Origin of the sequence: Caproiciproducens puteiluti, from assembly GCF_052442865.1 — a bacterium.
Taxonomy (GTDB): Bacteria; Bacillota; Clostridia; order Oscillospirales; family Acutalibacteraceae; genus Caproiciproducens.
The window spans coordinates 1,478,456-1,497,974 of sequence record NZ_CP194790.1; the positions used below are offsets into that span (position 1 = coordinate 1,478,456).

At 50.9% G+C, this 19,519-nt stretch carries 19 protein-coding genes and 2 tRNA genes; 12 read left to right on the top strand and 9 right to left on the bottom strand.

Annotated features, from left to right (window positions below; translation table 11 throughout):
• Positions 1 to 17: 17 nt before the first annotated feature.
• From ACRQU7_RS07040 to ACRQU7_RS07055, 4 genes are all read left to right on the top strand, one after another.
• Positions 18 to 1,469: an ATP-binding protein gene (locus tag ACRQU7_RS07040; protein ID WP_444644771.1), complete on the top strand. Its 1,452-nt coding sequence runs from the start codon at positions 18 to 20 to the stop codon at positions 1,467 to 1,469.
• The gene (locus ACRQU7_RS07045; protein WP_444644773.1) at positions 1,462 to 2,154 is read left to right on the top strand and encodes a response regulator transcription factor; all 693 of its coding nucleotides are present in this window, start codon (positions 1,462 to 1,464) and stop codon (positions 2,152 to 2,154) included. Before ACRQU7_RS07040 ends, ACRQU7_RS07045 begins: the two co-directional genes overlap by 8 nt.
• A 174-nt stretch (positions 2,155 to 2,328) precedes the next feature.
• A complete protein-coding gene (locus ACRQU7_RS07050; RefSeq protein WP_444644775.1) occupies positions 2,329 to 2,880 on the top strand; it encodes a phosphatase PAP2 family protein in 552 nt (183 codons plus the stop codon).
• A 5-nt stretch (positions 2,881 to 2,885) separates the two neighbouring features.
• Positions 2,886 to 3,500: a DedA family protein gene (locus ACRQU7_RS07055; protein ID WP_444644777.1), complete on the top strand. Its 615-nt coding sequence runs from the start codon at positions 2,886 to 2,888 to the stop codon at positions 3,498 to 3,500.
• A 50-nt stretch (positions 3,501 to 3,550) separates the two neighbouring features.
• Here ACRQU7_RS07055 and ACRQU7_RS07060 read toward each other — a convergent pair whose 3' ends face one another.
• From ACRQU7_RS07060 to ACRQU7_RS07080, 5 genes are all read right to left on the bottom strand, one after another.
• The gene (locus ACRQU7_RS07060) at positions 3,551 to 4,816 is read right to left on the bottom strand and encodes a hypothetical protein (RefSeq protein ID WP_444644779.1); all 1,266 of its coding nucleotides are present in this window, start codon (positions 4,814 to 4,816) and stop codon (positions 3,551 to 3,553) included.
• 241 nt (positions 4,817 to 5,057) lie between these two features.
• Positions 5,058 to 5,591, bottom strand: coding sequence for a cysteine hydrolase family protein (locus ACRQU7_RS07065; protein ID WP_444644781.1), 534 nt, complete (start codon positions 5,589 to 5,591; stop codon positions 5,058 to 5,060).
• Positions 5,592 to 5,835: 244 nt separating this feature from the next.
• Positions 5,836 to 5,925, bottom strand: a tRNA-Ser gene (locus ACRQU7_RS07070).
• A gap of 38 nt (positions 5,926 to 5,963) precedes the next feature.
• Positions 5,964 to 6,052, bottom strand: a tRNA-Ser gene (locus ACRQU7_RS07075).
• A gap of 113 nt (positions 6,053 to 6,165) precedes the next feature.
• Entirely contained in the window at positions 6,166 to 6,552 is a 387-nt protein-coding gene (locus tag ACRQU7_RS07080) for a putative ABC transporter permease (RefSeq protein WP_042081644.1), read from the bottom strand.
• Between the two features lie 203 nt (positions 6,553 to 6,755).
• On the opposite strand from ACRQU7_RS07080, the gene ACRQU7_RS07085 reads away from it, so the two are divergent.
• The 4 genes from ACRQU7_RS07085 to ACRQU7_RS07100 all read left to right on the top strand — a co-directional run bounded on the left by ACRQU7_RS07085 (position 6,756) and on the right by ACRQU7_RS07100 (position 12,252).
• Positions 6,756 to 9,002 carry a bifunctional diguanylate cyclase/phosphodiesterase gene (locus tag ACRQU7_RS07085; RefSeq protein ID WP_444644783.1) on the top strand — a complete coding sequence of 749 codons (2,247 nt, stop codon included), beginning with the start codon at positions 6,756 to 6,758 and terminating at the stop codon, positions 9,000 to 9,002.
• Positions 9,003 to 9,162: 160 nt separating this feature from the next.
• Positions 9,163 to 9,915: a glucosamine-6-phosphate deaminase gene (gene nagB, locus ACRQU7_RS07090; protein WP_141827768.1), complete on the top strand. Its 753-nt coding sequence runs from the start codon at positions 9,163 to 9,165 to the stop codon at positions 9,913 to 9,915.
• Between the two features lie 292 nt (positions 9,916 to 10,207).
• On the top strand, positions 10,208 to 11,566 hold the full coding sequence (locus tag ACRQU7_RS07095) for a Sapep family Mn(2+)-dependent dipeptidase (RefSeq protein ID WP_444644786.1): 1,359 nt from the start codon (positions 10,208 to 10,210) through the stop codon (positions 11,564 to 11,566).
• Between the two features lie 11 nt (positions 11,567 to 11,577).
• Entirely contained in the window at positions 11,578 to 12,252 is a 675-nt protein-coding gene (locus ACRQU7_RS07100) for an HD domain-containing protein (RefSeq protein ID WP_444644788.1), read from the top strand.
• A gap of 120 nt (positions 12,253 to 12,372) precedes the next feature.
• On the opposite strand, the gene ACRQU7_RS07105 is transcribed toward ACRQU7_RS07100, so the two are convergent.
• The 3 genes from ACRQU7_RS07105 to ACRQU7_RS07115 all read right to left on the bottom strand — a co-directional run bounded on the left by ACRQU7_RS07105 (position 12,373) and on the right by ACRQU7_RS07115 (position 14,006).
• Complete coding sequence (locus ACRQU7_RS07105; RefSeq protein WP_444644790.1) at positions 12,373 to 13,107, bottom strand: MBL fold metallo-hydrolase; 735 nt, start codon at positions 13,105 to 13,107, stop codon at positions 12,373 to 12,375.
• A 54-nt stretch (positions 13,108 to 13,161) separates the two neighbouring features.
• A complete protein-coding gene (locus tag ACRQU7_RS07110) occupies positions 13,162 to 13,635 on the bottom strand; it encodes an HD domain-containing protein (protein ID WP_038323576.1) in 474 nt (157 codons plus the stop codon).
• 116 nt (positions 13,636 to 13,751) lie between these two features.
• Positions 13,752 to 14,006, bottom strand: coding sequence for an AbrB/MazE/SpoVT family DNA-binding domain-containing protein (locus tag ACRQU7_RS07115; RefSeq protein WP_038323577.1), 255 nt, complete (start codon positions 14,004 to 14,006; stop codon positions 13,752 to 13,754).
• Positions 14,007 to 14,216: 210 nt separating this feature from the next.
• Between ACRQU7_RS07115 and ACRQU7_RS07120 the strand changes: the two genes are divergently transcribed.
• From ACRQU7_RS07120 to ACRQU7_RS07135, 4 genes are all read left to right on the top strand, one after another.
• Positions 14,217 to 14,765, top strand: a complete 549-nt coding sequence (locus tag ACRQU7_RS07120) for a nucleoside recognition domain-containing protein (RefSeq protein ID WP_444644793.1) — start codon at positions 14,217 to 14,219, stop codon at positions 14,763 to 14,765.
• On the top strand, positions 14,758 to 15,279 hold the full coding sequence (locus ACRQU7_RS07125) for a spore maturation protein (RefSeq protein WP_444644795.1): 522 nt from the start codon (positions 14,758 to 14,760) through the stop codon (positions 15,277 to 15,279). Before ACRQU7_RS07120 ends, ACRQU7_RS07125 begins: the two co-directional genes overlap by 8 nt.
• Before the next feature lie 9 nt (positions 15,280 to 15,288).
• On the top strand, positions 15,289 to 17,142 hold the full coding sequence (gene feoB / locus ACRQU7_RS07130) for a ferrous iron transport protein B (RefSeq protein ID WP_444644797.1): 1,854 nt from the start codon (positions 15,289 to 15,291) through the stop codon (positions 17,140 to 17,142).
• A gap of 218 nt (positions 17,143 to 17,360) precedes the next feature.
• Positions 17,361 to 18,125, top strand: a complete 765-nt coding sequence (locus tag ACRQU7_RS07135; RefSeq protein ID WP_444644799.1) for a type III pantothenate kinase — start codon at positions 17,361 to 17,363, stop codon at positions 18,123 to 18,125.
• 183 nt (positions 18,126 to 18,308) lie between these two features.
• Here the strand turns inward: ACRQU7_RS07135 and ACRQU7_RS07140 are convergent, their stop codons facing one another.
• Positions 18,309 to 19,487 (bottom strand): DegT/DnrJ/EryC1/StrS family aminotransferase, encoded by a 1,179-nt coding sequence (locus tag ACRQU7_RS07140; RefSeq protein WP_141827774.1) that lies wholly within the window; start codon positions 19,485 to 19,487, stop codon positions 18,309 to 18,311.
• Between the last annotated feature and the right edge of the window lie 32 nt (positions 19,488 to 19,519).

Genomic DNA, 19,519 nt, shown 5'->3' on the forward strand with positions numbered 1-19,519 from the left:
TGGAGGCGGCAATCAGCATGACCATTAAAAAGCGTCTGTTTCTGTCTAATTTGTTAATGATCCTAGTCCCTGTCGGCATTACTTTGCTGATTGCACTGGGAAGCATTGGAGTTATCTGGTACTCGGCCACAAATGGAACGGGTTTGAGCTTTGACGACAGTGAAGATTTTTACCAGGCAGGTCAGGGAATCTCTGCCGCTGTTGAAAAAGCGTTAAAAGCGGCCCCGGAAGAACGTCTGGAAAAACTGACTTTGCTGAGCAGTCTACTTGACCGCGAGGCAATGACATTGACGGTTGAAGCAAACGGTTCCAATTACTATCGATACGGAAATGCAAACGCCGCCGACGCTGCTCTCTTGAAAGCTTCAGCCTCGCTTGGAAACGAGGGGACTCTTTCGAGCGGAAACCGCAGCCTTTACGCCCATCAAATTAAAGTTGGAAACGATCATTATCAAATTTTTTTACTGTGCAGTTCCTCCAAATTTTCCAATGCAACTTTAAAAATGCTGATCGTACTGGTTGCGCTTATCCTGGTGTTTACGATTTTCCTCTCAATCCTGCTGACCAATCGTTTTCTGACAAAGTTTGTATTTCAGAAAATTGAACGTCCGCTGGATATTCTGGCGGACGGTGTGCACCAAATCCGCGACGGCAATCTGGACTTTCGTATCCAATATGGCAATCAGGATGAGTTTGCATTGGTATGCGCCGACTTCAATGAAATGGCGGCAAGACTGAAAGTATCCGTGGAACAGACTCGGCGGCATGAGGAAAGCCAAAAGGAATTGCTTGCAGGTATTTCTCACGACCTGCGTTCACCGCTTACTTCCGTCCAAGCGTATGTGGAAGGGTTACTGGATGGTGTTGCGAAGACGCCGGAAGCGCGCAAAAAGTATCTTCTTACCATTAAGGCCAAGGCAGAGGACATTGAGCGGATGGTATCGCAGATTTTTCTGTTTTCCAAAATGGAATTGGATGAGTATCCTCTCCATATGAAAATGCTGCACCTTGACTCTCTGATCGAAGATTTTGTCAAGAATTTTGGAGCGGAGTATGCAACACGCGGATTGAGTCTGTCAGTAAAGCCTGCGCTGGAACCGGCAGCTGTGAATGCCGATCCGGAACAGCTCCACCGCGTACTGATGAATATTGCCGACAACAGCTTGAAATATAAAAACAAAGAAATGGGACATCTGACCATTGTTTTGCAGAATACGGAGAATTTTGCGATCGTTACATTGACGGACGACGGACCGGGCGTTGCAGAGGAAGACCTTCCGAAGCTGTTTGACACGTTTTATCGCACGGATCCGGCAAGGCGTGATCCGGAGAAGGGCAGCGGCCTTGGGCTTGCCATTGTCGCAAAGGCGGTGCAGCAAATGGGTGGTTCCGTGAAAGCGCGAAACGCTGCGGGGGGCGGGCTTACTATTGCTGTTTCGCTGCCAAAGGAGATTGGAACCGATGAGTAAAATACTGATCGTTGAAGACGATGCAGATATCGCTGCAATCGAGCGGGATTATCTGGAAATCGACCGTTTTGAAGTGGAAATTGCCGCAGATGGGATGACAGGGCTGGAACGGGCTTTAAGCGGAGAATTCGATCTGATTCTGCTGGACCTGATGCTGCCGGGTATGGACGGTTTTGCCGTATGCCGAAAAGTCAGAGAAACGCTCGATATACCGATTCTGATGGTGACCGCCCGCCGGGAGGATATCGATAAGATCCGCGGCCTTGGCCTCGGTGCGGACGATTATATTGAAAAGCCGTTTTCTCCCGGTGTTCTGGTGGCGCGTGTGAAAGCAAATCTGGCCCAATATGCCAGACTGACACATTCCCGGAGAGCTCCTGCAATCGTATCGATCGATACGATTGCAGTTCATACGGATACCCACCGTGTTTATGTGGATGGGAAAGAAATCGAACTGAAAAACAAGGAGTATGAGCTGTTGCTTTTTTTCATGCTGAACGTCGATATTGTATTCGATCGGGAAACACTGTATGAAAAAATTTGGGGGATGGATGCCATGGGCGATAACGCGACGGTCGCCGTTCATATCAACCGTCTGCGGGAGAAAATTGAGAAGGACCCGGCCAGACCACGCTACATTCAAACGGTGTGGGGTGCAGGGTACCGCTTCGGGGGGATAGCTTAAGCATAACAGAGACATATAACGCCCGCCCGTACTGACTTAAATCAGTACGGGCGGGCATCTTTGGGTTCAAATGCATTTTAAGTAATAGTTTATCTCCTGTTTAACCGCTGTAAAGCGAAAGTTTAAATGTTGCTGTTATACTGTCAACACCAAATGCGTAAAGGATGTGATTCGTTGATTTCTTTTGAGCTCTCCCTCCTGGACTTTATCCAGCAGCACCTACGCAGCGGCTTTGGAGATGTGATCATGCCGTTCATTTCCAAACTGGGAGACTATGCGGCAATTTGGCTGATAACAGCGGCCTTTCTGTGCTTCATTCCCAAATACCGGAAGGCCGGCTTTACGATTGTTCTGGCGATTGGAATGACCGCAGTCTGCAGCAACCTGATTCTTAAACCATGGGTTGCCCGCGTCAGGCCGTGCGACGTCACGGCAATTCAACTTCTTGTTCCACGCCCAAATGATTTTTCTTTTCCGTCAGGGCATACCGCTGCTGCTTTCGCGACGGCTTCCGCACTGTTTTTCAGCAGGAAAAGGCTGTGGATTCCAATCGCCATCTTTTCTGTGCTGATGGCTTTTTCCAGACTGTATCTTTACGTGCATTATCCCAGCGATGTTCTTGCCGGGGCAATTCTGGGGATTATTCTGGGCTGGGTTGCCTACAAATTTGCCGATATTGGTTCTACCCTGTGGAATCAAAGGCATTCTAAATGGAATCAGAGGTAACGATTATGCAGGACGGTATCATTTCCATCATTAATAGTTTTGGCTATCTTGGAATTTTTCTTTTGATCTTTATTGAAAACATTTTTCCGCCTATTCCGTCGGAAGTGGTGTTGCTGTTCGGCGGGGCTTTGACACTCAGCACATCCATGAATGTTCTGCTGGTTATTGTCTTTGCCACGTTCGGTTCGCTGGCTGGAGCCGTCGTCCTCTATGGACTCGGGCGCATTCTAAAAGCGGAGCGCCTGAAGACTTTGTTTGCCGGTAAATTCGGACAGGTTATGCATCTGAAGCCGGAATATGTGAACCGCTCTATACAGTGGTTTTCCCGATATCAGAACAAGGCCGTATTTATCTGCCGTTGTATTCCGCTGATGCGCAGCCTGATTTCCATCCCCGCCGGATGTAATGAAATGAATATTCCGCTGTTCTTGGTGCTGACTATGATTGGCAGTACCGTGTGGAATACTGCCCTGGTTCTGTCCGGCGCCTTTCTGGGAAGCGCCTGGGAATCTGCTCTGCCTTATCTCAGCCAGTATTCTACAGTCGCAGTGATTGTGTGTATCATAGCTGCTTTCGGTTATGCAGCCTGGAAGATTTTCAGAAAAAGGGAGAAATCGTAGAATAGGCGGATACGCGTCTTGCCTGTGGCGGCTTGCCGGCATTTTTCTATTTATGCAAGATTCAATCCTATTTCCTGAACGATTTGGTTTAAAACGCCGCTGACAAGTTTTCGATCTTCCTCCGAGCCGTACAAACTGCTCGTCAAGGTACAGCGTCCCTGATAGGTAGAAACTGAAAGCTGAAAGTAAGGCACCTTTTTTACTGCCGTGCTGATAAATGCGTCCTCAATCTCGTGCCCGCCGAAACAGAGCCTTTCGTTATCGAGGACGCCTAAATTCGAATAGGAAGTGACGGGAACGGGCGAAATCCTGAGAAAAGATTTCTGCACGGCGGAAAAGGGCAGTATATGGAACAGCATATGAAACAGCATTGGTCCTTTCAGGCAATCGTTGCTTTGTTTTTGGGAACGCATTTGCCCGGACACCTTCCGGAGGGTTTCGGAAAATGTTTCCCCTGGGGCTATTTCCGCGTCACACCAGTAATTTCCGGTCAGGTTGCAAATTCCGCACTGCTGGCCTTCCTTTTTATATTTTCGCAAATCAACGGGACATGGAACCGTTATTTTTTTGCACCCTTTTATTTGATGAAGAACACGGATATACGCTGTGAGGATCATGTCGTTTACACTCACATGGCAATCATTTGTAAAATGCCGTATGGCGTTAAATTGTTCTTTTTCTATCTGTGTTCTGCAGATAATCGGATGGGAAGAGTCCCCTGTCAGCGGAAGAACGATAGCGGGATCGGGCTTCCCATAATTCGATTTTGAAAACAATATTGCCAGTTTCTCTTTGAAACTCAGATTTTTCAGAAGCTGATTCAGGTTTCGCCTTCCGAGAGCTTCCGGACTTTTACTGAATCTCGCATCCTTTTCACACTTGGAATATAGGTCACAGAGCAGATACAGGTATTGCTTGAAGCCAGCTCCATCACTAACCATGTGGTTGATAATCAGGCAGAGCGTGTCATGCCTTCCGTCTCTTAGAAGCAGAATTTTTATCTGAGGTTCACAGGTAGGCTCGATTGCAGTAAGCAAATATGGAAATGGAGAGCTTTCACCTTCACCTGAGACGTTTATCAGGTGGACCATGTCTTCAGCGGTAAAGGGCCGTTTTTCCCAGCAGTGCCGTTTTTCATCAAATACGCAGGTAAGCTCCGGAATTGCTTCCACAGACAATTGAACCGCTTTCTTAAGAGAGGTTTCGCTGATATGGTCATGGAACCGGACATAACAACGGATGCGCGGCTCCTGTACCGTCCCATAGAAATTTTGCATGCAGTCAAAAGCCTGCGCTTTGATTTTTTTCCTGTACATGACTTAACACCCCTGTCCGCTCCGCTGCCTCAATAGTTTTCTCTCGGTGCTAGCACCGTGGGTTTCGGTATTGTTCCGTTTTGAGCCTTTTCAGAGTCATTCTATGATTCAGAAACGGTGTTGTCAAGTGCCTGAAGGCCTTTTAGAGAAAAGCCGCACGAATTCAGAATTCATGCGGCTTTTGAGAAGTCAGGAATAAAAGATGCAGCCTGTTGGCTCGCGTTATGCCCATGATATCAAGTTAGCCGTCTATCTCAGAAATGGTTTGCTCCATTGAAATAACCCGAGCATAACGATTATTCCAAATTTTATTCTCATAGTATTCAGATAAAGCCTCTGCGCTTGCAAATGTATTATCAAATGTCGTTGTCGTTGCTCGCGGCACAGTCACATTGTACTCGTATTCAAAGGCCACTTTACAGGAAACATCGAAGCAATATTCTGTTTGCATGCCACACATAATAATATTTTTCGTATGGATTTTTTGAAGATACTCATGCAATCCCGTATTTCGGAATGCGCTGTTATACTGCTTTTCAAAAATCTTATCATCGGGCAATGGCGCAATCTCCCTGTAGATTTTCCACCCTTTGCTGCCGTGCTCTAATTCATCACCGGCCCCGCCGTCGTGCTGGACGTAAATAACAGGAATTTTTTTCTTCCTGCATGCCTGCAGCAAATTCTTTATGTTTTGAATAACGATAGTTTCATTATAAGGATGCCCTTCAACAAGGGCTGTCTGCATATCTATTATAATCAATGCATCGTAGTTCATTTTGCCCCTCCTTAAACATAGAATAAAAAATAGAGGATATGTATTATTGAAAGCTTGGAAAACAAAAAGCAAGCCAAAACAACGCCGACATACCGATTCCGGATTTTAAAGTTTTTTCGACCATTAGCCCTTACCTCATCAGAATCCTGTTTGGATGCACATATTATAAATCATTTATTTTTATTATAGCTTATAAACAAACAAAAAAGACCGACAAATTTCAAAAATGAAATTTGTCGGTCTTTGGCGGAGAAAAAGGGATTTGAACCCTTGCGCCGGTTACCCGACCTACTCCCTTAGCAGGGGAGCCCCTTCACCACTTGGGTATTTCTCCTTATTGGTGAAAACAAAACAAATTATGAAGTTTTTAGATGGCGGAGAGGAAGAGATTCGAACTCTTGGTCCCTTGCGGGATCACTAGTTTTCAAGACTAGCTCCTTAAACCACTCGGACACCTCTCCATCACAAGTGCGAGAATAATAATATCATATTTTAGGGGCTTGTGTCAATGCATTCCATTAAATTTCTTAAACAAATATCCGCCTCCGTTTTATGCGGGGAGGCGGATATTCTGCTATTCGGCAAGGAAAGAGGCTTTTTCACACAGCCCGCAGAGTCCCATGGCGGGAAGAGTGACCACAAACCACAGCAGGGAAAACGGCACGCAGATCTGCCCCATAATGTTCAGCGGCAGTGCGGAATAATCCCAAACGTTCTGCTTCAGAGCGACATTTACAAGAAGCCCGGTGGCAAATTCCACTGTAGTGATAATTCCCGAACCGGCAAAGCATTTGACGGAAATCGGTCTGCTTCTCATCGTGTGGTTGCATACGCGGTCAATCAGGCACAGGCAAAGCCCGCCTGCCGCAGCCATGGAAATATCCGTCTTCCCGCGACAGATCATTTCCAGCGCCGGATACACAGTTCCTCCGGTCAAAAATAGAAACGCATTTTTTTTCATCCTATATCACCCCACTTTGCGTTCATTGAAATTGTTTGCAGGGCGAATAAATTTATTCGTTCGGGCTCAAATTTAAAAAGGAAGGTCCGATATTATAGTTAAATAGTGTTAAAAGTTTGTAAAATATTTTAAAATCATTTCATAAAAGATTTAGAACCATTCACTTATTCAATTACGCAAAATCTGTCGAAATGGGTGGCTAAATGAAATACCAGAGAAATAAAATGGTTCCGATTATTGTCGGGATTGTCGCAATATTGATTGCGTTGGGGCTTGGTTTTGTCTTTGGTGTGCGCGGTATTTTAACAGCGAATACGCAGACCTCCCTGCAAAAAATATCGGAACAGGGTTCAAATGCGGTTCGCGCGGCGATTGTGGGTAATCTGGATGTACTCAGCGCCCTTGCGGAGCAGAACGGGCTTACCCAGAGCGAGGCCGAGCAAAGGAAGGTCCTTTCGGATGAAGCCAGAAGAAAGAATTTCGTGCGGGTGGCTTATGTCGACAGGTCGGGCCGGGCGGTTACCAACGACGGCAAGACGATGATGATTAAAGAAAGGGAATACTTTCAGAAGGCACTGGCCGGTCACGCCAATATTTCGGGGGAACTCTATGATCTGTTTGCCCCCCAAAACAAAATTATCGCGTATGCGGTGCCGGTGATCCGTACACGAAAAATTGTCGGCGTACTGGTCGCGACGACGCCGGATGATGAAGAGCTGAACATCATGGATAATATTGCCGTTGATTCGGATTATTCCATTTATATTATTTCCCATGACGGAACGGTGGTTTCCAACCGGAGCGGCCAGGATCAGTTCAGCAACTTCTTTCAATACATAGGAGCACAGTCCTCACACACGGAGATCAGTAAAATGAAGGAGGACTTTCTGTCCCGACAGTCGGGCAAAGGAGTCTGTAAGGTTAACGGAATCGACAGGCTGGTTGGATACAGCGGCATTCGGGGAACGGACGGCTGGATGTTTGTGGTCACGGTGGAAAAAAATAAAATGATGGCTCCGGGCAATCAGATCCTGATCATGAGCGGAATTTTATTCGGACTGCTGATTCTTGAATTCGTCGTTGCCTCCATCGGCTTTTTTAAATTTAAAAAAAGCAGCTATGAAGCGAATATGCGGCGCAAAGAGGACATCAGCTATTACACTTACACCGACCCTCTGACGAATCTGCCGAACCGCAAGGGAGTGAAAAAGAATATTTCCGAATGGATCGGGCTCTGCCGTGCGGAAAGCAAAAACGGAGCGGCTTTTTTTCTCGACATCGACAACTTCCAGTCGGTCAATAATACCTTTGGGAGTGACATCGGGGACTCTTTCCTCGCTTCGGCGGCGGCCCGTCTGGCCTCTGTGGAAGGAGAAAACATGCTGGTCGGCAGAATCGGGGGGGATGAGTTCACCCTGCTGATTTCCAATGTGAATACTTCGGAAGAGCTTGAAAGCTACGCTAAAAATATTCTGCGTCTGTTTGAGGAGCCGTTTCTGATTCATGATAACATCATTCAGCTGACGTGCAGCATCGGCGCTATCCTGTTTAATTGCCGTGAAATTATCGAGGAAGACAGGTTTGACGAAATCATTAATCGCGGCGAATTTGTCCTGCATGAAGCGAAGAGCTCGTCGAAGGGAAGCTATGCCCTGTTCAACGAAGAATTCGGAATTACGATTGACCGCCAGCATCAGATGCAGCGGGAGCTTAAGCTGTCCATTCACAATGGCGAGCTCTGCTGTTATTTTCAACCGCAGTACGATTATGAGAAAAAGGCGATTGTCGGCTTTGAGTCCCTGGCCCGCTGGAACAGCGCCAAATTCGGGATGGTATCGCCGGTTACGTTTATCGCGATGGCGGAAAACACCGGCTTCATCAAGGAACTGGGACGGTTTGTCGTCGACCGGACGTTTGCTTTTGCACAGGAAGTACAGGGTCGCGGGCTAAGGGTTTCCTTCAACACCTCCCCTGTGGAGCTCCTGCAGGCGGACTACGTGGATTATGTGCTGGAACGCTTCTGCTACTACGGGCTGGCTCCCGGCAGCGTGGCGATCGAGGTAACGGAATCCACCCTCATAGAATCTTTCGACGGGGTGATTAAAAAGCTCGAAATTCTGAGCGGCCACGGCATTTCCGTGTACCTTGACGATTTTGGGACGGGATTTTCTTCGCTGACCTATCTGAAAAATCTCCCCATCCATTCGGTGAAAATCGATAAAAGCTTTATCGATGAGGTGGTAACCGACCGGGTGGGACGCGATATTGTGGACATGATTGTCCGGCTGGCCAAAAGGCTGAATCTGGAGGTCATTGCGGAGGGCGTGGAAACGCAGGCCCAGGTCGACTGTATTTACAGCTGCGGCTGCAGGATGATTCAGGGGTACTTCATCAGTCCGCCGGTACCCTGGGAGAAAGCGATCGCACTGTTGGATGGAGTGCATAAATAATGGACATACTGCGGGGTAAGATTGATTGATTTTGCCCCGTAGTTTTTTTTGCTTTTTGTGCTATAATTTGATTTAGAAAAGAAATTTTCTATAATTTCCGCCGCAAATAAAAATAATTTTTATTTGCGAGCTTCAGCCGCCACAGGAAAGGAAGAGTTTTATGAAAATTATCAGCGCACCGGATTATCAGAGCATGAGCCGGAAAGCGGCCAACATTATTTCCGCACAGGTTATTCTGTTTCCAAATTCGGTTTTGGGTCTTGCCACCGGTTCCACACCGCTTGGTGTATACAAGCAGCTGATAGAATGGTATAAAAAAGACGATATCGACTTCTCAAAGGTACACAGCGTCAATCTTGACGAATATTGCGGGCTGTCGGGCGAGCATGAGCAGAGCTACCGTTATTATATGAATGCAAATTTCTTCAGCCAGGTCAATCTTCCGATCGAGAACACGAATGTCCCGAACGGGCTTGCAAAGGACATCGACGCGGAATGTAAACGGTACGACAACGTCATCACCAGCCTGGGCGGTATCGACCTGCAGCTTCTGGGCATCGGGCACACCGGCCACATCGGGTTCAACGAGCCGGACGACGACTTTGACAAAACGACGCACTGTGTGAAGCTGAAACAGAAAACCATCGATGCAAACGCGCGTTTCTTTGAAAACGCCTCGGAAGTGCCGCAGCGTGCTCTCACGATGGGCATCAAAGCGATCATGCAGGCGAAAAAGATTCTTCTGGTTGCCAACGGCTCCAGCAAAGCAGAGATCCTCTGCCGTTCACTCTTCGGGCCGATTACCCCGGAAGTCCCCGCGTCCATCCTTCAGCTCCACAACGACCTGACGGTTGTCGCGGACGAAGAGGCGCTTGCGGTCATCCGCGGCAAGTATCCCTCTGCGATCGGATAAATTTAATAGCGATTTTACAGGGTGGGCTTCGGTTCACCCTTATTTTTTGGTATTTTTTGTGCTATAATATAGTCAATTAACTTCAAAACCATCCAGTCTTTGCGGTCTATTTTCCGTGCTGTTGCGTTATCCTCCTCGTCAGGCGCCAGCCTGACTTCGTCGTCTGCCTTACAGCACGAAAAATGTCCTCGCAAATCCTTAGCCATTTTTAAAGTTAATCGACTATAAAAGCAACATAACAAGCGACATAAACAGGAAAGGAAGAATATCCGTGAGTTTTGGAAGCAAAATTTTGAAATACCAGGATGCGATCATACATGATTTGACACAGCTGGTTGCCATCCCGTCCGTGCGCGGCGAGGCCGTGGAGGGAATGCCGTTCGGCAAGGCGCCCGCAGAGGCTTTGAACCGGGTTTTGCAAATGGCCGCCGATATGGGCTTTACCACAAAGAATGTCGGAAACTATGCCGGTCACGCGGAGTACGGAGAGGGGAACGAGGTCGCCGCGGTGGTCGCCCACATGGATGTCGTACCGGCGGGTGAGGGCTGGGATACCGACCCGTTTACGCTCACCAGAAAGGGAAACCTGTACTATGGCCGCGGCACGGCGGACGACAAGGGAGCGGCGGTGGTCGCCCTGTATTGCTTAAAAGCTCTGAAGGATGAAAATATTCAGTCGAAACGCCGCCTGCGGGTTATTTTCGGCGCGGGGGAGGAAACCGCGAGCAACGATCTTGAAATGTACCTGAAATCGGAGCAGATGCCCGTTATGGCGTTCACCCCGGATTCCGAGTACGGTATCTGCAACCGCGAAAAGGGGATCATGCGTCTGGCTGTCTCCTCACGGGAGCACAGCTCGGCGGTGGTCCGCGAATTTTCCGCCGGTACCGTCGTCAACGCCGTTCCCGCCAAGGCGAAGGCGGTCGTGATGTGTACGGACGAAGTCCTTGCAAGGCTCCAAAGCGCCGCTTCCCGTATGGAAGGGGATTTCAGCTTTGAAAAAACGGAGGACGGGACCGAAATTACGTCCATCGGCAAAGCGTCCCATGCCATGCAGCCGCAGGAGGGCTTCAACGCCGCGACCCATCTGATGAAACTGCTGGGTGAAATCTTTTCCGAGGAAGAGCTCGGCGGGCTGATCAGCTTTGTCAACCGGAATATCGGGACTGAGCTGCACGGCGAATCTCTCGGCGTTTACGTAAGCGACGAGGAATCCGGTCCCCTGACGCTGAACCTCGGGCTTGCCGGCATTTATGACAGTTCCGCGTCTGTCGGAATCGATATCCGCTATCCGGTTACCGCAAAGGGAAAGGATATCTTTGCTTCCATCGCGGAAAAGGCTCTGCAGTACGGACTGGAAACTACGCTGAGTCAGGAAAATAAGCCGCTCTTCCTTCCGGAAAGCAGTCCGTTCATCACCCTGCTTCAGGATGCCTACGCGGCGGTTACCGGCAAACCGGCGGAGCTCTACGCCACCGGCGGCGGAACCTACGCGCGCGCCTTTGAAGGCCGCGCCGTCGCGTTTGGCCCGTTTTTCCCCGACGAACCCGACCGCCGCCTGCACAACACGAATGAGAATATTGACATTGACCGCTTCATGGTTCACGCACAGGTGTGCCTGGAAGCAATGTATCGGATGCTGACGCAGTAAACGGAGAATAAATGGAAAAATATAATCACGTCGATCTCGAAGACATCTTAAAAAATGAAGAAATCAATGCGTATATCACCAACGGCAACGAGAATCTGGGGGTAATCGGCTATACGGAGCACGGCTTTGCCCACGCCAAGCGTTCCTCCAATTACGCAAGCTATATTTTGCGCACCCTGCACTACGACGACCGTACCTGCGAGCTGGCGGCCATTGCGGGATACATGCACGATATCGGCAATGTGGTCAACCGTGTCGACCATGCCCAGAGCGGCGCGCTGATGGCCTTTCAGATTTTGAACCGGCTCGGGATGCCCCCGAACGAAGTGGCCCTGATCGTCGCCGCCATCGGCAATCACGACGAGGGGACCGCGGCCGCCGTCAATCCGATTGCCGCGGCGCTGATCCTTTCCGACAAAGGAGATGTGCGCCGCACCCGCGTCCGCGACAAGGAAACCGTCGGCGCGGATATCCACGACCGTGTCAATTACGCCGTGGAACGGGCGTCCACCAAGGTGGACGCCGAAAAAAAGACCGCTATGCTCGACATTAAGATCGATACGCAGATTTGCCCCGTCATGGAGTATTTTGAAATCTTTATGACCCGCATGGTGCTTTGCCGTCAGGCGGCGATTTACCTCGGCCTGCAGTTTGAGCTGATTATCAACGATACCCGGCTTTTATAGGCGCTTTCGCCGTAACGTCGGGGAGAGAATTACTGACAAGAAGTAAAAGAGCCCGGATTGGCGTCGTCAGACGCTTCTCCGGGCTTTTTTTGCAGGTTGATCATCAATATGTATGCTTTATTACACGGACCGCTTATCGCTTTCCCTGCGGTATTGTTCAATGTCCTCCCTGAGGGAAGCCAGAAAATCGTGCCTGCCTTCGTGCTCAGTATGTCCGCGCACGCAGAGCTCGAAATCAAGGCTTTCAAAGAGAGCAAGAAGCTTTTCGGTCTTTTCGAGGGGATTCTCCGTTTTACTGCCGCCGCAGTCCGCGTCTCCGATAAACAGGACCTTCTCCTCCGGCACAAAAACAACGGAGCAGTCTTCGCTGTGACAGCCCCCGACACGGATCAGCTCGCAGTGAACACCGCCTAAATCTACGGTCAGCCGGCTGTCGTAGACAATATCACCGCTTTTAATCGTCAGCCCTGACCGGTCGGGCAATTCCTTCCGGATATTCCGGTTACAGACCGGGCTTTCCTCTCCGTTTGCGGCGCGCAGATCCATCGAAGCGTCGTCCCATTTCCAAAGCTGCATTTTCTTCAGCTGGTGATCGGTAAGCGTGTTTGTAATCGCCTTGGCCCGAACCGTGTCCATGCCGAAAATGTGGTCCCAGTGCCAGTGCGTGATCGCCACATAATCAGGGTAGGGCAGACGCTCCTCCCGAAGGCTTTGCAGGAAAAGCTCCGCGTGCTTGGAGGAATTGCCGGCATCCACCATCAACGCGTACCGGTCGCCCTGCACATAGCCCAAAACCGGTCTGTCCGTCTCGTCATTGTGCGCGGTGTAATAGACTCTGTCGCTCAGTTTAATCATCTGATTCCTCCGTCCTGTTTTCGTGTCAGAATGGATGCGGGACAATCAGCCGCGCTATCGGGAAATCAGCGCGGGGTAGATTCTCAAAATCTCAATGATGGAGCAGAATTTGTCCGAAAGGCTGACGATCAGCGCCTCCCTGCACTTCGGCGGGGTCAGCGTCAGCGGCCACATGTGTTTGACGATGATCTCCTTTTCACAGTCGTTAAGTGAAAAGTGCTCCTCGGCGTTTTCCAGCGCGGTCAGAGGATGCTTAAAGCCATGAAGGCCCTTGGGGTTCTTCGTCACGTGCCAGTCGTACAGAAAGAAATCATGCAGCAGCGCGCCCCGGATGATACTCCGGCAGTCTACGTTCAGATTCAGTTTTCTGCACAGCCAGTAACTGTAATAAGCCACGGAAATGCTGTGCTCCAGGCACGAAACATTGGCGTGCTGAATAAACGTCCCCATCCGCTGAACGATCTCGGATTTCAGCAGTTCCAGGGAACAGTCCGTAAAATACTGTCTTTCACTCTGGGATAATTTCATTTTGCCATCTCCGTATTTACTATGGAATTATTCTTATCATAATTCTTTTCTTCATTCATGGCAAGGGGAAATGAAAAAAATCAGCCGCCCTGCAGCGCAGGGCGGCTTTAACGCCGTTATTCCTCCAGCCTGTTTGCGATTTTCTTCATGCACTCGTGACAGACATTATGGCCTTTAAACGAAACAATGTCATTCATGCTGTTGCAAAAAATACAGGCAGGCTCGTATTTTTTCAGAATGATCTTGCCATCCTCATCAACAAAAATCTCCAGAGGGTCCTTTTCGTTTATGTTAAGGGTTATTCTGAGCTCCTTTGGCAACACAATTCTCCCTAATTCGTCAACTTTGCGCACAATACCGGTAGACTTCATTTTATTCATCACCTTTCACTTTAAAATCAGTGTTTGATTATTCAATTTAACGACAAAATTATAGTATATTTTTCCAAAAATGTCAATTAAATGCATGTTTGGAAAGCAAAAAAATATGTGATAAGCGGAAAATTTTATGAATACATATAATACGGAACAATCCGGAAAGGGGTGAGCGCACTGCTGAATTATATTTGGGCGGGGCTGATTGTGCTGAGCGTTATCTGCGCCGTCGTTACGGGGCGGATGCCGCAGCTGTCCGCCGGAATTATGAGCGGGACGGCCGGCGCGGTGGAACTGGTCATTACCATGATGGGCATGATGTGTGCCTGGACCGGTCTGATGAAAATCGCGGACGCGGGCGGGATTACACTGATGCTGTCCAAGCTGTTTGACCCGCTGATGCGGCGGATTTTCCCGAATCTGAAAAAAGGGAGTCCCGCCGAAAAAGCGATCTGCATGAACGTTACCGCAAACCTGCTGGGCCTCGGAAATGCCGCCACGCCCTTGGGAATTGCCGCCATGAAGGAAATGGCGAAGCTGAACCCGACACAGACCGCGGACAATTCCATGGTCATGTTCGTCGTGATCAATTCCGCATCCATTCAGCTGATCCCCACCTTTATGGGGACCCTGCGGGCTCAGTACGGTTCACCCGCCCCGTTTGACATTCTGCCGGCGGTGTGGCTGACTTCCGTCTGCGCGCTTGCCGTGGGGGTTACGGCCGCAAAGCTGCTGGAGGGAAGAAAAAGTGGATAAACTGGGCGTGTACGCCATCCCCGTGGTCGTTTTCCTGATCGTGCTGTTCGGGCTGATGCGCGGCGTGCCCCTGTTCGACACCTTCGTCGCCGGGGCAAAGGAGGGCTTTTCTTCCTCCATCTCCATCCTTCCCTCCCTTGTGGGGCTGATGATGGCGGTATCCATGCTGAACGCCTCCGGCGCTCTGGATATCCTTTCCTCGCTTCTGGCGCCCGCCGCCCGTTTATTGGGTTTGCCGCCGGAGGTGATGCCGCTTGCGCTCATCAAGCCGGTTTCCGGCAGCGGCGCGACGGCGGTTCTGGCACAGATTTTTCAGAACAACGGCACGGAGAGCTTTGCGGGCCGCGTGGCGTCGGTGATGTCCGGCTCCACCGAGACGACCTTTTACGCTATCGCCGTGTATTTCGGTTCGGTCGGCGTCAAAAAAACGCGTCATACGATTCCCGCGGCGGTAACCGCCGACCTGACCGCTTTTGTGGTTTCGGCGCTGACCGTCAGACTGTTTTTTCATTAAGGACTGCCTATGAATGATCGTAAAACAACAAATCATTATGTCGTTGCGCTTGCGGGAAATCCCAACTGCGGAAAAACGACTCTGTTCAACGCCCTGACCGGCTCCACCGCTTATGTGGGAAACTGGCCCGGCGTAACCGTGGAAAAGAAAAGCGGCAGCGCCCGGTATGGGAACGATACGCTGGAAATCGTGGATCTGCCGGGTATTTATTCGCTCGTGCCGTACTCGCCGGAGGAAGCGATCGCCGGAAGGTTCCTTGAACGGGAAAGGCCGGATTTGATTATCGATATTGTCGACGCGTCCAATATTGAGCGGAATCTGTATCTCACTACGCAGCTCATGGAGCTGAACATCCCGCTCGTCATCGCGATGAATATGATGGATGTAGTGGAAAAACGCGGGGATTCGGTGGACTGTGCGCTGCTGTCCCGGCTGACCGGCATTGCGGTTGTACCGATTTCGGCGTCAAAGGGGGAGGGGCTGTCCGGGCTTCTGAAAGCCGCGGACAGCGCGGCAGGAAAGCCGGCAGCCTACCATCCTGTTCCCAAACCGGGGAAGGACAGCAAAGACCCGGATACGGCGCTGGCCGACGCGCGGTACCGTTACATAGAGGCCATAACGCGAAAAGCCGTAAAAAAGCACAGCGCGTCGGTCAGAAGCGTCTCGGAAAAAATCGACTGGATTGCGACCAACCGCTTTCTGGCCATTCCCGTGTTCTTTCTGCTGATCTTTTTCGTCTTTTACATTACCTTTGGTTCCGTGGGCTCTTATCTGGTCCACGGCGTTGACTATTTTATCTCAGCCTGCCTTTCTCCGAACGCGGACGCAGCGCTCGTGTCCGCCGGTGCTTCGTCCTGGCTGCGCAGCCTGATTGTGGACGGGATCATAGCGGGGGTGGGGGCGGTGCTGGAATTTCTGCCGCAGATCCTGCTGCTCTTCCTGCTGCTTTCCTTGCTGGAGGACAGCGGCTACATGGCGCGCGCCGCCTTTATCATGGACGCGCCGATGCGCCGCATCGGGCTGTCCGGGCGCGCGTTCGTACCGCTTTTGATGGGTTTCGGCTGTACCGTTCCGGCGGTCATGGGAACCCGGATTCTGGAGAGCGAAAAGGATAAGCGGCTGACCATCCTGATTACGCCGTTCATGTCCTGCAGCGCGAAAACTCCGATTTATTCCCTGTTTATCGCGGCGTTTTTCGTTGGCAGCAAACCGCTTGCCATGTTCCTGATTTACTCCTTCGGCATTCTCATCGGCCTTCTGTCCGCGCTGCTGTTCAAAAACAGTATCCTGAAGGGGCCCCCCGCGCCGTTCGTCATGGAGCTGCCGGATTACCGGCTGCCCACGGTGCGGACGGTCTGGCTTCACGTCCGCCGCCGGGTGGGCGATTTTCTGCAGAGAGCCGGGACCACCGTGTTTATTGCGACGGTGGCGGTATGGCTTCTCCAGTCCTTTACCGTCGGGCTGCGGATGACCAGCGACAGCTCAAACAGCATCATCGCCGTGGTGGGCAGGGCGATTGCCCCCGTTTTTACGCTCTGCGGCTTCGGCACCTGGAAACCGGTGGTCGCGCTTCTGACGGGGCTTGTCGCGAAGGAGTCCGTCATCAGCACCATGAGCGTGCTGTATCCGGGCAGCCTGACAGACGCCCTGCGCGCGAACTTCACCACGCTGAGCGCGTGCTCCTATTTGATTTTCGTGCTGCTTTACACCCCTTGCGTCGCGGCGCTGTCCGCCGTACGCCGGGAGATGGGCAGCCTGAAATGGACGGCCGTTACGGCAATTTACCAGCTGGTTACGGCCTGGTACTGGTCCGCAATGTTCTATCAGTGCGCTGTTCTGATTCAGAATTTATTCCGTAAATAAGCCCCGGCAATCTCTGCCGAGGCATTTTTATGCAGTTAGGTCGGTTTTCCCCTTTTTTTCCCTGGAAAAACACGGTAAGACAAAAATCGCGCAAATTAGATTATACAGGGAAAGAATTTCTTTTGCAATAATCGTTAAATTATTATCAATTTAGCATTGCATATTAAAAAAATAGTTGGTATAATTTGAGAATCTGAAAAAGATGGGGAGTTAAGAGGATGATTCTGACATTGGATATGGGCAATACCAATATAACAATCGGTGTTTACGACGATAAAAAGCTGCTTTTTGTCTCCCGTATGGCGACCGACTGCTCCCGTATGGAGGACCAGTACGCCATAGAACTGCGGGATATTCTGGACATCCACGGCGTTTCGCTGTGCGATATTACGGGCGCGGCGATCAGCTCGGTGGTTCCGCCGCTCACCACGTATATCGTACGCGCCATCCGCTACCTGACCGGGGTGGAACCGATCTGTGTCGGGCCGAAGACAAAAACCGGCATTCAAAACAAAATCGAACACCCCGAACTGACCGGTGCGGATCTCGTTGTCGGCTGTGTCGCCGCCGGCAAAATGTTCGACGGTCCGTGTATTGTTCTGGACATGGGGACCGCGACGACCTTTGAGGTGATGGACAGGGATAAAAATATGCTGGGCGGCGCCATTATTCCGGGTGTCGCGATCTCTCTGGACGCGCTGACCCGCCGTACTGCGCAGCTTCCGCGCATCAGTCTCGATCCGCCAAAGAGCGTCATCGGGAACAATACGATTGAGAGCATGCGTTCGGGCATTCTGCTGGGAACCGCCTGTATGATCGACGGCATGATCGAGCGTATGGAAGCGGAGCTTGGGGAGAAATGCGAGGTCGTCGCCACAGGCGGCCTTTCGCGTGAAATCGTTCCGCTGTGTAAACGCAGCATCCATTTCTGCGACACGCTTCTGCTCGAAGGCCTCAGGATCATTTACGAGGATAACAAATAAAGACCCGTAGGGAAAACGGAGCCGTGCAGCGTTACACGGCTCCGTTTTTTGTATGCAAAAAAAGATAACCGCTCGTCCAAAGCCGCGGTTATCTTTTTTACTTAAACGAAGTGCTGACCGTCCTGGTACAGCGCCTTCTTCTATTCGGATATGCTTGATCGGTCCCGTCGGGAATATCGGCGGTTATTTGTGATAGGTTTCCACAATATCTTTGACGGCGTCGATGACATACTGGACTTCCTCGTCCGTCATGGTGGGGTAGAGCGGCAGGGAAATCAGGCGGTCGAAATGCTTTTCGGCATTCGGGAAATCGCCCTCTTTGTAGCCGTAACGGTCCGTGTAGGCGCTCATATACGTTACCGGGATGAAATGCACGCTGGTTCCGACGTTGCGCTCGTTCAGCTCGGTGATGAACCGGTCGCGGTCAATGGTCAGCAGCTCGGGGACGATGCGCACGACGTACAGATGCCAGCAGTGCGTCGTGTAGTCGGGAACGTACGGCGGGTCCATCGCGTCGATTTTGCCGAACGCCTCCTGATATTTCGCGGCGATCTTCAGGCGCGCCGCCTGCATCTCCTCCAGACGGGACAGCTGCTTTAAGCCGAGCGCCGCCTGAATGTCAAACATGTTGTACTTGAAGCCGGGCTCGCAGATGTCGTATTTCCAGGTGCCGCCCTTGGCGTAGCGGTTCCATGCGTTTTTGCTCATGCCCTGTCCGGCGAAGATGCGTGCTCTGCGGTCGATTTCGTCGTCGTCGGTGACCAGCATGCCGCCGTCGCCCGTGCACAGGTTCTTCGTGGCGTAAAAGCTGTAGGAAGCGGCGCCCGGAAGCCTGCTGCCGATCAGCCTGCCCTTGTAACGGCTCCAGAGGGCGTGCGCGGCGTCCTCCGAAACAAACAGGCCGTGCCTGTCGGCAATCTCATAAATCCGGTCAAGGTCGCAGACCTGTCCGCTGTAATGCACCGGAACGATCGCTTTGGTTTTCGGCGTGATTTTCTTTTCGATTTCATCCGGGTCGATGCAGGCGGTTTTAAAATCCACGTCCGCAAAGACAGGGGTCGCGCCCGTGTGGAGAATCGTGTTCGCGGTGGAGGCGAACGTCATCGGCGTGGTAATGACCTCGTCGCCCGGGCCGATGTCCTTTGTCAGCAGCGCCACGTGCAGCGCCGCCGTACAGGAATTCATGGCGATGGCGTGCTTCGCGCCCAGATATGCGGCGAATTCGTTCTCGAATTCGTTGGTCCGGGGACCTTTGGCCACCCAGCCGGATTTCAGCGTGTCGACGACCTCGTTGATTTCCAGATCGGTGATGTTGGGCAGATTGTATGGAATGAATTTTTCTCGTTTCACGAACTGACTCATACTTGTCATCCTCTTTTTTCAGTTGATTTTCC